This window comes from Mesorhizobium sp. WSM4310, assembly GCF_007003935.1.
Classification (GTDB): domain Bacteria; phylum Pseudomonadota; class Alphaproteobacteria; order Rhizobiales; family Rhizobiaceae; genus Mesorhizobium.
Genome location: NZ_VFTA01000004.1, coordinates 165717 through 178905 on the forward strand (window position 1 = coordinate 165717; position 13189 = coordinate 178905).

The following is a 13189-nucleotide window of genomic DNA, read 5'->3' on the forward strand; positions in this document are numbered from 1 at the left end:
AAAGGAAGCGGCATGAGCATTCATCTCAAATCAATCCTGGCTCTGGCGACCGCGCTGTCCCTCTGGGCTGCCGGCGCTTCGGCCGAAACCATGCACATCTTTTGGAAGGATTTGCGCCCGGCGAGCCAGGCCGTCGCGGAAGACGCCGGCCTGCCGATGATTGCGGCTAAACTACCCGATCATGGTGAGACGCTGTCGCTCGGCTTGCAGGACAAGACGGTACAATTAGCCGGCTACGCGTTGCCGGTCGATCGCGATGGCGACCTCGTCTATCAGTTCCTGCTGGTGCCATGGACCGGCGCGTGCAGCCACATGCCGACGCCACCAGCCAATCAGATCGTGCTGGTGACGCCAGCCCATCCCTACAAGATGTCGCAAGCCTACCAGTCGGTCGCCGTCACCGGCGCCCTGAAGCCGGACATGGAGAAAAGCCAGCTGTTCATTCTGGATGGCGTCAGCGTCATCCAGTCGGGCTATAGCGTGCACAGAGCAGAGGTGGTTGGGGTCGACACCGTGCCTGATGCCATCACCCTGCCGGTGAACTCGCCCTGGACGTTCCTGAACAAAAAGAAGGACTAATCGGGCTTGCGCTCAGGCGGCGTTGGCGCCCGATTCCTTGTCCAGCACCATGTAATCGAGCGGGATTTCAGTGGTGTACTTGATCTGCTCCATGGCGAAGGACGACGACACGTCACGGATCTCGATCTTGGCGATCAGCCGCTTGTAGAAGGCGTCGTAGGCGGCGATGTCAGGCACCACGACGCGCAAGAGATAGTCGACGTCGCCGCTCATGCGGTAGAACTCGACCACCTCGGGAAACTCCTGGATGACCTCGGAAAAGCGGCGCAGCCATTCGTGGCTGTGCGAATTCGTGCGGATGGAGACGAAGACGGTGACCCGCACATTGACCTTCTCATGGTCGAGAATGGCGACGCGACGCTTGATGACGCCTTCCTCCTCGAGCTTCTGGATGCGGCGCCAGCAGGGCGTGGTCGACAGGCCTACTTTCTTGGCGACATCGGCCACCGCGAGTGTCGCGTCCTCCTGCAGGAGGCGGAGAATTTTTCGGTCAAGGCGGTCCATTAGAGGCTCCTGAGGAATAGTTTGGCTATATTCCCCTTTATTTCGAGCTTTCACAAGAAAGAAATTCTGCCAATCGCTATGAAAGCGAGTGATTTCTTGCTGAATGCCTAGCCGAGGCGATAGCGGATTTCCGAGCGCAGGAAAGGCAGCAAATCCATTTCAAACCACGGATTCTGCTTCAGCCAGCCGCTGTTGCGCCAGGATGGGTGCGGCAGCGGCAGCACCTTTGCGCCGACGGAATTCTCCCAGATGGCCCGCCAATCCTTAACCGTCTCCGTCAGCGAGGGCCGGCGCGCGGCGCCCATATGCCAGGACTGCGCGTAGATGCCGATAGTCAGCACCAGGTCGATCCGCGGCATCAGCGCCATCAAGGGCGTGCGCCAGGCCGGCGCGCATTCGCGCCTTGGCGGCAGGTCACCACCCTTGGCATCCTGGCCGGGAAAGCAGAAGCCCATCGGCACGATGGCGAATTTCTCGATGTCGTAGAATTCGTCGCTGGTCACGCCGAGCCAGTTGCGCAGGCGGTCGCCCGAAGCATCGGTGAACGGCATGCCCGACAGGTGAACCTTGGTTCCCGGCGCCTGGCTGGCAATCAGGATGCGGGCACTGGACGAAGGCCGCAGCACCGGCCGCGGCTCATGCGGCAGCGGCCTGCCGGCGGGGTTTTCGACGCAGATGCGGCAGGCGCGGACTTCTGCGGCAAAATTGTCCAGTTCCAGGGTCAAGCGGCGGCACTCGGCCGGCTGGAGATCGCCTGATGCCAACGCAGGACATTGGTGCATTCCTCCGGTACGTTGATGCGCGCCGGCTTCATGAAGTCGATGGCGATCAGGCCGGTGATATCGGCGATCGAATAGCTGTCGCCGGCGGCGAATTCCCGCTTCGCCAACTCGCCGTCGAGGATTTTCAGGAACTCCAACGCCTTCGGCTTGTTGGCCTCGCCCCATTCGGGGATTTGTGGGATTTCCCATTCCTTCATGGCCGGATGAATGTGGCGAAACGCCTGCGCGACGCAGCTGAGCAGGTTGAACTCCATCCGTCTCTGCCACATCTCGACCTGTGCCTTGCCGAGCGCGCCGCGTCCGAACAGGGCCGGCTCCGGATGCAACTCCTCGAAATACCGGCAGATGGCGACGGATTCGGTGATGACGGTGCCATCGTCGAGCTCCAGCACCGGCAGGCGCTGCAAAGGGTTGCGAGAGCTCACCGTTTGGCCCTTGTGCTCCAGCGCGCCCATGTCGACGGACACCAGCGGAACCGCGATCCCCTTTTCGGCGAGAAAGACGCGTACCCGCCGCGGATTGGGCGCCCGGCCACCGTCGAAGAGCTTCATTTCGATCCTCCCTTTCCTTCCAAGCCGATACGCCTCACCAGAAGCGAAAAATCTCCCGCACGGCGTCGCCGATCGACGCCAGCGTGCCGTGTTTTCGCCCCACCACTTCGCCGTGATGGCTGTCGCGCCAGTCCTGCGGTTGATCGAACGTACCAGCCCAGATACCGACCTTGGCGGCCCGGGCGGTTGCCTCCTCACTTTCGAAGTCGCCAAAGGCAACCGCCCAACCCGCCTCGACCTGAGCGCGGTTGAGGTCGGTGCCGCCGGCCTTGCAGTCGCCAAGCAACCGGCCATAGCGATCCCGCTGCCAGCCGCTGCAGGTAACGGGCCTGCCGGCGATCAGGCGCACCAGGGACTGGCGCGCAAGCGTGCCGCAGGCATAGTCGGCGCCGTTCCTGCGGCAGGTCTGTGTGTATTCCGGGGCGTCGATGCCGCGCATGCGGATGCGCTCGGTGCCGAGCGTGATCGAGTCGCCATCATTGATGATGGCAGCGCCTTGAGTCTGGCGCGTCTCCACCCGATCGAGGCGCGCCGCCAACAGGATCAGCAGCCCCAGGATGATGATGGCCAGCCCATAGTCCAGCACCTTGCGCCACAGGCTTCTCGGGCGCGGCGCCGCGTACCGCCGGCGCGATCTTGGCGACCAGGAACGGCTCATATGGCAAACGGTTGGTTAATCATTCGAACGTAGCTTAACACCTTGGAACCGCTGCACGCATAAATCGAAGTTTTTGATGCCCTTGCAACGCTCGAACACAGCGGACAAGTTCATTGTGGACCGCAGGAAACGGCATCGCAACAGCGATGTCGCGCGTGCGGTGCGCAAGACGCGCGACCGTCTTTCGCAGCAAGCCGGTAATCCCGATTTCGACCGCGAATTGTTGAAACTCCACGCCGGCGCCATGACAAGCGGCGCCGTGGCGATCCCGCTGCTCGTCCTGGCGATCGCCGCTGCCGGCCGGCTCGCCGGCGTCGGCAATGAGATCGGGCTCTGGGCGTTGTTCACGCTCATCTGCTATACGATCGTCGCCTTCATGGCGCGGCGCATCGAGCGCACCGAAGCGTCCGAGCTTAACCCCTTGCAAACGCGACGGGAATTCCTGGTCGGTCATTTCCTTTGCGGCCTCGGCTGGGGCTGGTTCGTCGTGCTCGGCTGCGGCGCCTGCCAGGTCGATCAGTTTCAGGTGGTCAAGGCGGTGGTGCTGCTTTTTGCCATGGCCGGGACGGCGCTCATGGCTTCATCGCTGAGCGGCGCGCTGCTGGCGACTTTTGCCGTGCCGGTGGCGCTCTACGCCTATGTCGGCACCAGGCTGTGGATGCCGGTCGAGGCGGTCATGGCCGGGCTGCTTGTCCTGTCGCTGCCTTTCTTCGTCTATGTCGCCCGTCAGCTCAACCGCGCTTCGCTGATGCTGTTGTCGTTCCGCTCCGAAAAGGATGCGTTGATCGCCGAACTGGAGACAGCGAAATCCATGTCGGACGAGGCGCGGCGGCGGGCCGAGGATGCCAATCTGGCAAAGTCGCGGTTCCTCGCTTCGATGAGCCATGAATTGCGCACGCCGCTCAACGCCATTCTCGGCTTTTCCGAGGTGATGGCGAACGAGGTGCTGGGGCCGATGAGCAATCCCACCTATCGCGATTATGCCCATGACGTGCATGATTCCGGCCAGCACCTGCTCGACCTGATCAACGAGATCCTCGACCTGTCGCGCATCGAGGCCGGTCGCTACCAGCTCAACGAAGAGCCGGTGATGCTGCTCAACATCGTCGAGGATTGCTGCCACATGATGGAGTTGAAGGCGCGCAACAAGGATATCCGCGTCATCCAGGATTTCGAACAGACATTGCCGCGGCTGTTCGCCGACGAGCGTGCCGTGCGCCAGATCACGCTCAACCTTCTCTCCAACGCCATCAAATTTACCGCCACCGGCGGCGAGATCCGCGTCCGCGTCGGCTGGACGGCGGGCGGCGGGCAATACATCTCCGTCAAGGACAATGGCCCGGGGATTCCCGAGGACGAGATCCCGGTCGTGCTCTCGGCTTTCGGCCAGGGCTCGATCGCCATCAAGAGCGCCGAACAAGGCACCGGGCTCGGTCTGCCGATCGTGCAAGGCCTGCTTGCCATGCATGGCGGCGAATTCGAGCTGCATTCCAAGCTGCGTGAAGGCACGGAGGCGATTGCCATCTTCCCGCTGAGCCGGGTGATGGAAGAGCTGCCGGCGTTGCCAACCGCGGCGGTGGCGGCGCGAAGGCGTTAGGCGACCGGCCTCAAAGGGGAACGCGGACCGCAATGACCGCAGACTGGGATGCCGGCAGCGTCGAAATCAAATCGCTGCGGCTTCGCCTCGAGCTGTTTACGGCCGTTGATGCTGACGAGGTCTTTGCCGCCATCACGCCCGCAATCACCCGTTTCATGCAGTGGGAACCACCTTGATCATCAACGGCCTTTGCCGAGGTATGGCGATCCTGGTTGGCGCCGATCCTCGACGGATCGGATCTGCATTTTGTTGTGCGCTCGCTGGCGGACGATCGCTGTCTGGGTCTTGTCGGCCTGCATGCGGCGAAGACGGCCTGTCCAGAAATCGGAATTTGGATAAGGGAGGACGTCCATGGAAACGGCATCGGCCGGGAGGCCGTCGCCGCCGTGGTGGCATGGGCGTCCGAGGAACTCGATCCGGATGGCTTCGAATATCCTGTCGCCGAAGAGAATATGGCGAGCCGAAGAATCGCGGAAAGCCTCGGCGGCTCGATCGTCGAGACCCGCTCCAATCCGAAATACACCTCGGTCGTCTATCGTCTCCCCAATCCCAGGCGGTGATGCGGCGGACGGGAAGCCTCTAGATCCGAACCGCCGCCGCCATGCCTGAACTGGTCAGCGCCGCCGCCTTGACCAGGCCCGCGCCAAGTGCCGCCCCCGCCCCCTCGCCATGGCTTATGCCGAGGTCTAGCAGTGGGCGCAAGCCAAGCAGTTCGGCGGCCCTTGCATGCGCGGGCTCCGGCGACAGGCTGGCGAGAAGGCAATGCTTGAGCGCAGCGGGGTTTGCGACATAAAGCACAGCCGCGGCAGCCGTTGCGGCAAAACCGTCGAGCAGCACGGGTATCTTCTGCATCCGCGCGGCGAGAATGGCGCCGGCTATCGCGGCGAACTCGCGGCCGCCGACCCGGCGCAGCACTTCCAGCGGGTCGTCGAGATGGCCGTGGTGAAAAGCCAGCGCCGCATCGACCACATCGGCCTTGCGGACCTGCATCGCCGCGTCGGCGCCGGATCCCGGACCGACCCAGTCGGCACCCCTTCCCTCGAACAGGGCGGCGAGCAGGGCGGCGGCGACGGTGGAATTGCCGACGCCGAGATCGCCGAGGCAAAGCAGGTCGGTGCCGCCCGCGATCGCTTCCATGCCGAAGGCCATGGTCGCCGCGCAGCCGCGCTCGTCGAGCGCGGCATCCTCTGCGATGTCGCCGGTCGGGATATGCAGGGCAAGATCGAACACCTTCAATCCGAGATCATAGGCAATGCAGATCTGGTTGATCGCCGCACCGCCTGCCGCGCAAAGCTCGACCGCGTTGGCGGTTGCCGCCACCGGACGCGGCGAAATACCATGACGGGTCACGCCGTGATTGCCGGCAAAGATTGCCATCAGCGGCCGTGTCACCGCGGGCGGAGCCCGGCCGCTCGAGGCGGCAAGCCACGCCGCGATGTCCTCGATGCGGCCGAGTGAATGCGCTGGCTTGTCGGCCTTGGCAAACAGCGCGCGCACGCGCGCTTCGGCTTTCAGGTCGGCTGCCGGCAGATTGTCGAGCAGGTTGCGAAAATCGTCGAAAGGCAGAGCGCTGGTCATGTCGTGAGCAATCATTCCTGGATTTGGTGAGCGGCATAGCCGCGTTGCGTGATCGGCACAACCTCTCCCAAACATCAGCCTTGATTGCCGCAAAGATGGCCCGGGAAGGCGCGATCGCGAGGGCTTGCATTGGCTTTGCCGTTGCACCATGTGGAGGTGGAAGAGCGGAGTCCGCACGGATCCCTCGAGAGAAAGTCATGACGGCCATCGAATCCCCCTGCATCCTGGTCTGCTCGATCGACATGAAAACCGGCTTCTGCTTCGGTTGCGGCCGCACGCGCGAGGAAATCGGCGCCTGGATGGGGATGACGCCCGAATCACGCCGCAATGTGATGGCCGAACTGCCGGCCCGACTGGAAACGGTCGAGCGCCGGCCGCGCCGCGAAACGCGCCGCACCCGCATGGCGCGCGAACGCGACGTACTCTAAAGCCTTCACCGTTTCACGGAAACGGCGAACCGCTCCAACTCTTTGTTTTAACGCAATTCCTATGGAATACCGTTTTCACACTTTTCCTGGAATTGCCCTAGCGAGGCACGGATGAGCAGCCGACTGTTCTGGATTCTGATGGCGGTGATCGGCGTTGGAGCGGCCCTGCTCGTGCTCAATGATTCCGCCGGCAGCACGCTTGGCGTCGAGAATTACGATTTTGGCAGGCTGATATGGCTTGGCGCCTTCGGCGCCCTGATCGCCACCGGCCTGCTGCGATCGGGCCGCCCGTTGGGCGACATGGCACGGAATTTCGGCGCCTGGGCGGCAATCGTGCTGGCGCTGATCGCCGGCTACCAGTACCGCTACGAACTGCAAGATGTCGCCAGCCGGGTGACCGCGGGCCTCGTTCCCGGCAGCCCGCTGGCGCTTGGTGTCGAAGACGGCCACGCCACGGTGACCCTCGACAAGGCCGACAATGGCCATTTCGAAGCGCGCATCCTGGTCAACGGCAACCCGATCCGGGCCGTTGTCGACACAGGCGCGACCAGCACTGTGCTGACGTCGCAAGATGCGCAGGCTGCCGGCTTCAATCCGGCGGCGCTCAACTACACGATACCGGTTTCGACAGCCAACGGCATGGCGCGCGCCGCCGCGGTGAAGACCGACTCGGTGGCGATCGGCGGCATCGTGCGCAAGGACATGCCGGTGATGGTCGCGGCACCCGGCATGCTGAGCCAAAGCCTGCTCGGCATGAACTTCATCGGCTCGCTGTCGGGCTTCGACGTGCGTGGCGACCGCATGATCCTCAGGGACTGAGCTCAGGCCGCCTCGGCGGCCCCTCCACCGAATTCGACGGCGGCGAAAGCCGTCTTCAGCACGTCGGGCCCGGCACCGGGCCGGTTTGCGTCGGTCGACAGGATCTGGCGGTAGCGGCGTGCACCGGGCAGCCCATGGAACAGCCCGACCATATGGCGGGTAACATGGCCGAGCCGCCCGCCCCGTTCGATGTGGCGCGCCGCGTAGTCCGCCATGGCATCGATCAGCCCAGCGAAATCGAACGCCTCGGGCCTTGCGCCGTAGAAGGCTGCGTCGACGCCGGCCAGTATGCCTGGCGTGTGGTAGGCGGCGCGGCCGAGCATGGCGCCGTCGACATGATCGAGATGCGCGCGCGCCTCTTCAAGCGACTGAATTCCGCCGTTGATCCCAATGAATTCGTTCGGCTTTTCGGCCTTCAGGCGATAGACCCTGCCATAGTCGAGCGGCGGGATGTCGCGGTTTTCCTTGGGGCTCAGCCCTTCCAGCCACGCCTTGCGCGCATGCACCCACAGGGTGTCGGTGCCGGCCGCGAAAACCCCGTTCGCCAGCGCATCCAGCGCCAGCTCCGGATCCTGTTCGTCGACGCCGATTCGGCACTTGACGGTGACGGGGATTGTCACGGTCGCCTTCATTGCCGCGACGCAGTCGGCGACGAGGTCGGGCACCTTCATCAGGCAGGCGCCGAACGTGCCCGACTGAACGCGGTCGGACGGGCAGCCGACATTGAGGTTGATCTCGTCATAGCCGAAGGCTTCGCCAATGCGCGCCGCCTCGGCAAGTTTCGCCGGATCCGAGCCGCCGAGCTGTAGCGCGACCGGATGCTCCACGTCATCGAAGCCGAGCAGCCTCTCGCGCGCGCCCTGTATGACCGCGTCGGCCACCACCATTTCGGTGTAGAGCAGCGCATGGCTCGTCAGCTGGCGATGGAAGAACCGGCAATGCCGGTCCGTCCAGTCCATCATCGGGGCCACGGCGACTCTATGATCTTGATTTTTCAGCATTTTTTCTTTAACATCAAATTCTTAGGTCCTAGCGGCCCAACCCGAATTTACGCCAGAATACGACCCTTTTCGCCACGTTTCGATCTCTCAGTGCACACGGAGCGCACACGAAAAAATGGCCACCTACACAAAGCTCTCGTCCGGTTCCTCCAGGTCCGTCGCAAAGGACGCTACGCTAGCGAGACCTTCCTTCGCCGAGACGACGCACGGCGCTGGGCGACCGACACCGAGCGCCAGGTCGATCGCGGTGAGACGCCGACCAAGTCCCGCATAGCGCGCCTGAAAACTTTCGGCGACCTCATCGACCTTCATATCGGCGACATGAGCGATGTAGGCAAGTCCCCTCGCCGCTCCAAGGCCGCAGCCCTCAATATGCTGCGAAGACATCTGGGGAAGTGCAACATAGCGGCTCTCGATCGCGAACGGATCATTCGTTTCGGCCGAGAGCGGGCCGTCCAGGGCGCCGGGCCGATGACTCTTGGTATCGATATCGGCTTTGTAAAACTTGTCCTCTCTCATGCTGCGGCGGTTCACGGTCTGCCAGTCAAGGTCGAACCGGTTGATCTGGCGCGTATCGCCCTGACAAGGCTTGGCCTTGTGGGTAAAGGGAACGAGCGAGACAGACGTCCCACCCAAGATGAGATCGATGGGCTCATCGCCCACTTCAATTCAAACCCTCTGCAGATAGCGCCTGTCGGTCGCATCATACGCTTTGCCATCGCTACGGCCATGCGGCAGGAGGAGATTTGCAAGGCGCGTTGGTCTGACGTCGATTCTCGCACGCGGATGCTACTCATCCGCGACCGAAAAGATCCTAGGAACAAGAACGGGAACAATCAGCGCATACCGCTGTTCGCCGCAACCGGCTACGATGCGTGGGCTATTATCGAGGAGGAACGCGCAAGGCGCAGCAACGACGATGATCGAATTTTCCCGTTCAATCATAGGTCAGTCGGCACCGCCTTCCGTCGGGGGTGTGCTGACCTTGGCATCCACGACCTTCATTTTCACGACTTGCGGCACGAAGGAACGAGCCGTCTGTTTGAAGCTGGGTTCACAATTGAACAAGTCGCGCTGGTCACAGGGCACAAAGATTGGAAGATGCTACGGCGATACACTCGTCTAAAGCCGGAGATGCTTCATACCATCCACGCGACAAAGGCTGCATGATGGTGGTGAGGGGTGGCAGCATCAGTCGGGACCGCGTTGAGCGCTCCATGGACCGAGCAGCTGTTTGAGGACGACTTTGTCATCGTCGCGCATCAGGGCCATCCGATCCTGGCTGCGGAAACCCTCGCGCCGCGCGACATGACGGGCTTCGAGTGGGCCTTGGTTTCCTCTTCTGGGGATCCGGTCGGACAGGTCGACGATGCACTTCGGCCCTTGGGGCTAATGCGCCGAGTCCTTCTCACGGTTCCGAACTTCCTCCACGTTCCGCAGATCGTCGCCGAAACAGGGCTCGTCATCGCTCTCGGCCGGCGCTTCAGCAAGATGGCGGCGGCACATTGGCCGCTAGGACTGCGCGAGCTGCCGCTGCCTGTTGCTGGCTTCACAGCCAATATGATGTGGCTCGCGCAAAGAGATGGCGACCCGGTGCTCGGCTGGATACGGTCCCTGCTGCGGTCGTCCGTCTTGTCGTCAGAGGGTTTGTTGGAGCTCGGGCAAGATCTCGAAAAGATCGGCAACGATTCCGTAATCGGCGACTTGGAAGATTGGCGCGTTGGCGTCGGTGTTAATCGCCACGATCACCCTAGAATCCTTCATGCCGGCCAAATGCTGTACGGCGCCGGAAATCACTCAGGCGATGTAAAGGTCCGGGGCGACTATCTTTCCGGTCTGGCCGACTTGCAAGTCTTTCGGCGCGTAGCCCGCGTCTACCGCGGCTCGAGACGCCGACGGCGGCGCTGAGCCTGCCGGCGGTCACTTCGGCAAACTTTTCCGGCGAGCCAAGCGCCCGGCCGCTGGAGACGATGATCTTCGCCGCTGCCGAAATGCCGCCGCTGGCAGCATAGGCAGCGACCCAGATCCGGAATTCCGAAATCCGGAGTCAGCCGTCCGGTTACCTCCGACGGCATAAAGCGCCCGGCCGAACCAAGTCCGGCTCAGCACCAGCTCTGCAAGAACCAAGACGAGCACCCAGAGAAAGACGACCGGCGCCAGGCATCGCCGGCCAAAGCGACTGTGAGAGAATCATTTTCTGGTCAGAAGCGGCAAGAACGAAATCTGTCGCTGGCACGGCTGGATGCGTCTCCATCAAAATCGCGGAATCGATCTTATCCGCGACGACCTTGTCGCTAAGATCGGCTTGTGCCCTCATTCTGCGAGCGCTCCACGTGTCCGCAGAAATCTTGCCAGACCCTCGACGAAGGCGCGCACCTTTCTAGGAACATAGCGATTCGAAAGATAGACGGCCTGAATGACCTGTGGCTCGTGCCGCCAATCGGGAAGCACGCGTTCAAGTGTGCCCGACGCAATCATCGGATCCAGAAGGACGTCATGGACGAGTCCAATACCCATGCCTGCGACGATCGCCTCGCATATAAGATGTGAATTGTCAGATCGGAGTACTGGCTTTACGAGAACTTCCGTGACCTCTGCGGATCGCGTCAGACGGATCTGTTCGGCGCCTTCTAGATACGAGCGTACGACGTAATCGTGATGCTTCAGATCCGCAGGATGGCTCGGCCGTCCATGCCCATCAAGATACTGAGGCGTCGCCGCGAGACTGCGCTTCAGTAGCCCTATCTTTCGCACGATCAGCTGACTTTCCGTAACCGGTCCCATCCGAACCGCGAGATCGAGACCGTCGGCGGCCAGATCAACGAAGCGATCGGAGAGTGAGACGTCCAAATCGATGCCCGGGTGCTCTTCCCTGAACTGAAAAAGGTATGCGCCCAGAATTTGGGTCCCAAAGCTAACAGGCGCGCTAACGGCCAATCGACCCGTGATTCCTGCGTCTAGATCACTGACGATCTGGTCGGCTTCCTCCATGCGCTCCAGTACGCCTCTGACATGCTGAAGATAAAGAGCACCCGCCTCCGTCAAAGCAACTTTTCGCGTTGTTCGATCGAATAACCGAGTCTGCAGCTGGGTTTCTAAAGCCCGGATTTGCTGGCTTACGGCAGACTGCGCGCGCTGAAGATCACGAGCCGCAGCCGAAAAGCTGCCGCTTTCTGCGACGCGCACGAAACAGGACAACATCGAAAGACGATCCAAGGTGGCGGTCCCATTTATAAGTAGCCGAGATAAATGTTATCAAGTTTGGCGGAATTAATCAGCGGCGATAATCGCGATATAGCACTTCAGCCAATCGTCCGAAACTTCCAGGAGCTGACATGTCTATCTCACGTCGAAACCTTTTCGCCGTCTCTGCCGGCCTCGCTTCGCTCGCCGTTCTCCCCGGCTCCCCTGCCGCTCTTGCCGCGGCTCCCCCTGCCGCAACCCCGGTGCCCGGCGTGATCCGCCGGAAGGTCGGAAAGATCGAGGTGACCGCTCTTCTTGACGGTTATATGGAAATGCCCGCCACCCTATTCAAAGCACCGGAGGAAGAAGCTGCCCGCCTCGCCCGCGAACAATTCCAGCCGCCCTCGCCGCGCTTGAGCCCGGTCAACGCCTATCTAATCAACCTGGGCGACCGCCTTGTGCTGATCGACACAGGGGCAGCTGATCTCTTCGGTCCAACGCTCGGGAAGGTGTCGCAAGCACTTGCCGCGGTCGGGGTCAAACCCGAGCAGATTGATGCGGTCCTGCTCACCCATATGCATCCGGATCACGTTGGCGGCGCCATCGATCCGCATGGGAAGGCCGTGTATTCAAACGCGGAGCTGATTGTTTCGGGAGCTGACTTTCGCTACTGGCACGACGATGGCGCTCTTGGCCAGGCTCCAGCAGCATTCAAGCCATTTTTCTCTGGAGCTCGCGCCGTCGCCAAAGCTTACCAAAAGCGTCTGACACAGTTTTCCGATGAAACCGAGGTATTCGGCGAGCTAAGGACCGTGCCGCTCCCCGGCCATACACCCGGCCACACCGGCGTTATGGTCCGTTCCGGAGACGATGCCCTCTTCATTTGGGCCGATATTGTACACCATGCCGCATTTCAGTTCGCCCATCCCGAATGGGGTCCTGCCTTTGACGTTGATGGAAACCAAGCTGCAGCGTCCCGCAAGCGCGCGTTTGACCAGGCAGCTTACGATCGCATCCTTCTAGCGGGGATGCACATGCCGTTTCCCGGTTTTGGCCACATCGCTTCCGAAAATGGCAGCTACCGTTTCGTGGCCGCCGAATGGCCGTACGCGCTGTAGCTGCAACCCAAGTTGGACGGATCGCTGGCGAAATCTACGCGAGTTCTGGCGGATTCTACGCGAGTTCCATCCGCCAGACCGCTAACATTGCGCCTCGCCTGGCACGTTGAGGTCAGCTGTCATTGTCGAAGCCACGGACTGAGGCACGAGAACCTACCCGTCAGACGAGTCAGCGGTCAGGATTGTTTCGAAGAAGCAGCCCGGGAAGCTATTTCGCTGCGACGGCGGCAATGTCGTCGACGGCCAGACTGCCGACGCGATGCGTCATGGCGCTAGGTGAGGCGTCTAGTCTAGTCTCTGCTGGGGGCGTCCGGCTTGCAGAAACAGTAAAAAGGGGGCTGGCTGGCGTCGGTTGCTGCTGCGACTTTCGGCCCATTTCAGATACTTGACC

At 62.0% G+C, this 13189-nt stretch carries 15 protein-coding genes and 2 pseudogenes; 9 read left to right on the forward strand and 8 right to left on the reverse strand.

Annotation, left to right across the window (positions count from 1 at the left end; translation table 11 throughout):
* Positions 1-12 precede the first annotated feature (12 nt).
* Complete coding sequence (locus FJV80_RS07215; protein ID WP_142875974.1) at positions 13-579, forward strand: DUF3299 domain-containing protein; 567 nt, start codon at positions 13-15, stop codon at positions 577-579.
* A 12-nt stretch (positions 580-591) separates the two neighbouring features.
* Here FJV80_RS07215 and FJV80_RS07220 read toward each other — a convergent pair whose 3' ends face one another.
* From FJV80_RS07220 to FJV80_RS07235, 4 genes are all read right to left on the reverse strand, one after another.
* Positions 592-1083 carry an Lrp/AsnC family transcriptional regulator gene (locus FJV80_RS07220; protein WP_006205209.1) on the reverse strand — a complete coding sequence of 164 codons (492 nt, stop codon included), beginning with the start codon at positions 1081-1083 and terminating at the stop codon, positions 592-594.
* Positions 1084-1190: 107 nt separating this feature from the next.
* On the reverse strand, positions 1191-1865 hold the full coding sequence (locus FJV80_RS07225; RefSeq protein ID WP_095774415.1) for a uracil-DNA glycosylase family protein: 675 nt from the start codon (positions 1863-1865) through the stop codon (positions 1191-1193).
* Positions 1805-2416, reverse strand: a complete 612-nt coding sequence (locus tag FJV80_RS07230; protein ID WP_095774414.1) for a glutathione S-transferase — start codon at positions 2414-2416, stop codon at positions 1805-1807. The genes FJV80_RS07225 and FJV80_RS07230 overlap by 61 nt, the downstream gene beginning before the upstream one ends.
* Positions 2417-2450: 34 nt before the next feature.
* On the reverse strand, positions 2451-3074 hold the full coding sequence (locus FJV80_RS07235; protein WP_142875975.1) for a thermonuclease family protein: 624 nt from the start codon (positions 3072-3074) through the stop codon (positions 2451-2453).
* A 76-nt stretch (positions 3075-3150) separates the two neighbouring features.
* On the opposite strand from FJV80_RS07235, the gene FJV80_RS07240 reads away from it, so the two are divergent.
* The 3 genes from FJV80_RS07240 to FJV80_RS07245 are packed head-to-tail and all read left to right on the forward strand — an operon-like array spanning position 3151 to position 5231.
* Positions 3151-4671 (forward strand): HAMP domain-containing sensor histidine kinase, encoded by a 1521-nt coding sequence (locus FJV80_RS07240; protein ID WP_142875976.1) that lies wholly within the window; start codon positions 3151-3153, stop codon positions 4669-4671.
* A gap of 32 nt (positions 4672-4703) precedes the next feature.
* Complete coding sequence (locus tag FJV80_RS34940) at positions 4704-4847, forward strand: hypothetical protein (protein ID WP_246688912.1); 144 nt, start codon at positions 4704-4706, stop codon at positions 4845-4847.
* Between the two features lie 36 nt (positions 4848-4883).
* The gene (locus tag FJV80_RS07245) at positions 4884-5231 is read left to right on the forward strand and encodes a GNAT family N-acetyltransferase (RefSeq protein ID WP_246688913.1); all 348 of its coding nucleotides are present in this window, start codon (positions 4884-4886) and stop codon (positions 5229-5231) included.
* 19 nt (positions 5232-5250) lie between these two features.
* Here FJV80_RS07245 and FJV80_RS07250 read toward each other — a convergent pair whose 3' ends face one another.
* On the reverse strand, positions 5251-6249 hold the full coding sequence (locus FJV80_RS07250) for a nicotinate-nucleotide--dimethylbenzimidazole phosphoribosyltransferase (protein ID WP_142875977.1): 999 nt from the start codon (positions 6247-6249) through the stop codon (positions 5251-5253).
* A gap of 197 nt (positions 6250-6446) precedes the next feature.
* On the opposite strand from FJV80_RS07250, the gene FJV80_RS07255 reads away from it, so the two are divergent.
* On the forward strand, positions 6447-6677 hold the full coding sequence (locus tag FJV80_RS07255) for a DUF1289 domain-containing protein (RefSeq protein WP_064988667.1): 231 nt from the start codon (positions 6447-6449) through the stop codon (positions 6675-6677).
* Between the two features lie 111 nt (positions 6678-6788).
* On the forward strand, positions 6789-7496 hold the full coding sequence (locus FJV80_RS07260) for a TIGR02281 family clan AA aspartic protease (RefSeq protein ID WP_142875978.1): 708 nt from the start codon (positions 6789-6791) through the stop codon (positions 7494-7496).
* A gap of 2 nt (positions 7497-7498) precedes the next feature.
* On the opposite strand, the gene dusA is transcribed toward FJV80_RS07260, so the two are convergent.
* Positions 7499-8497: a tRNA dihydrouridine(20/20a) synthase DusA gene (dusA, locus tag FJV80_RS07265; protein ID WP_142875979.1), complete on the reverse strand. Its 999-nt coding sequence runs from the start codon at positions 8495-8497 to the stop codon at positions 7499-7501.
* Between dusA and FJV80_RS07270 the strand changes: the two genes are divergently transcribed.
* On the forward strand, positions 8477-9667 hold the full coding sequence (locus tag FJV80_RS07270; protein ID WP_246688914.1) for a site-specific integrase: 1191 nt from the start codon (positions 8477-8479) through the stop codon (positions 9665-9667). The genes dusA and FJV80_RS07270 overlap by 21 nt on opposite strands.
* Positions 9668-9679: 12 nt before the next feature.
* Positions 9680-10111 (forward strand): annotated as a pseudogene (locus FJV80_RS07275) (LysR substrate-binding domain-containing protein); the annotation flags it as partial.
* A gap of 24 nt (positions 10112-10135) precedes the next feature.
* Here the strand turns inward: FJV80_RS07275 and FJV80_RS07280 are convergent.
* Positions 10136-10481 (reverse strand): annotated as a pseudogene (locus FJV80_RS07280) (FAD-binding protein); the annotation flags it as partial.
* A 329-nt stretch (positions 10482-10810) separates the two neighbouring features.
* Entirely contained in the window at positions 10811-11713 is a 903-nt protein-coding gene (locus FJV80_RS07285) for a LysR family transcriptional regulator (protein WP_142875980.1), read from the reverse strand.
* A gap of 119 nt (positions 11714-11832) precedes the next feature.
* Here FJV80_RS07285 and FJV80_RS07290 point away from each other — a divergent pair, with 119 nt between their 5' ends.
* On the forward strand, positions 11833-12798 hold the full coding sequence (locus FJV80_RS07290) for an MBL fold metallo-hydrolase (RefSeq protein ID WP_142875981.1): 966 nt from the start codon (positions 11833-11835) through the stop codon (positions 12796-12798).
* The last annotated feature ends 391 nt before the right edge of the window (positions 12799-13189 follow it).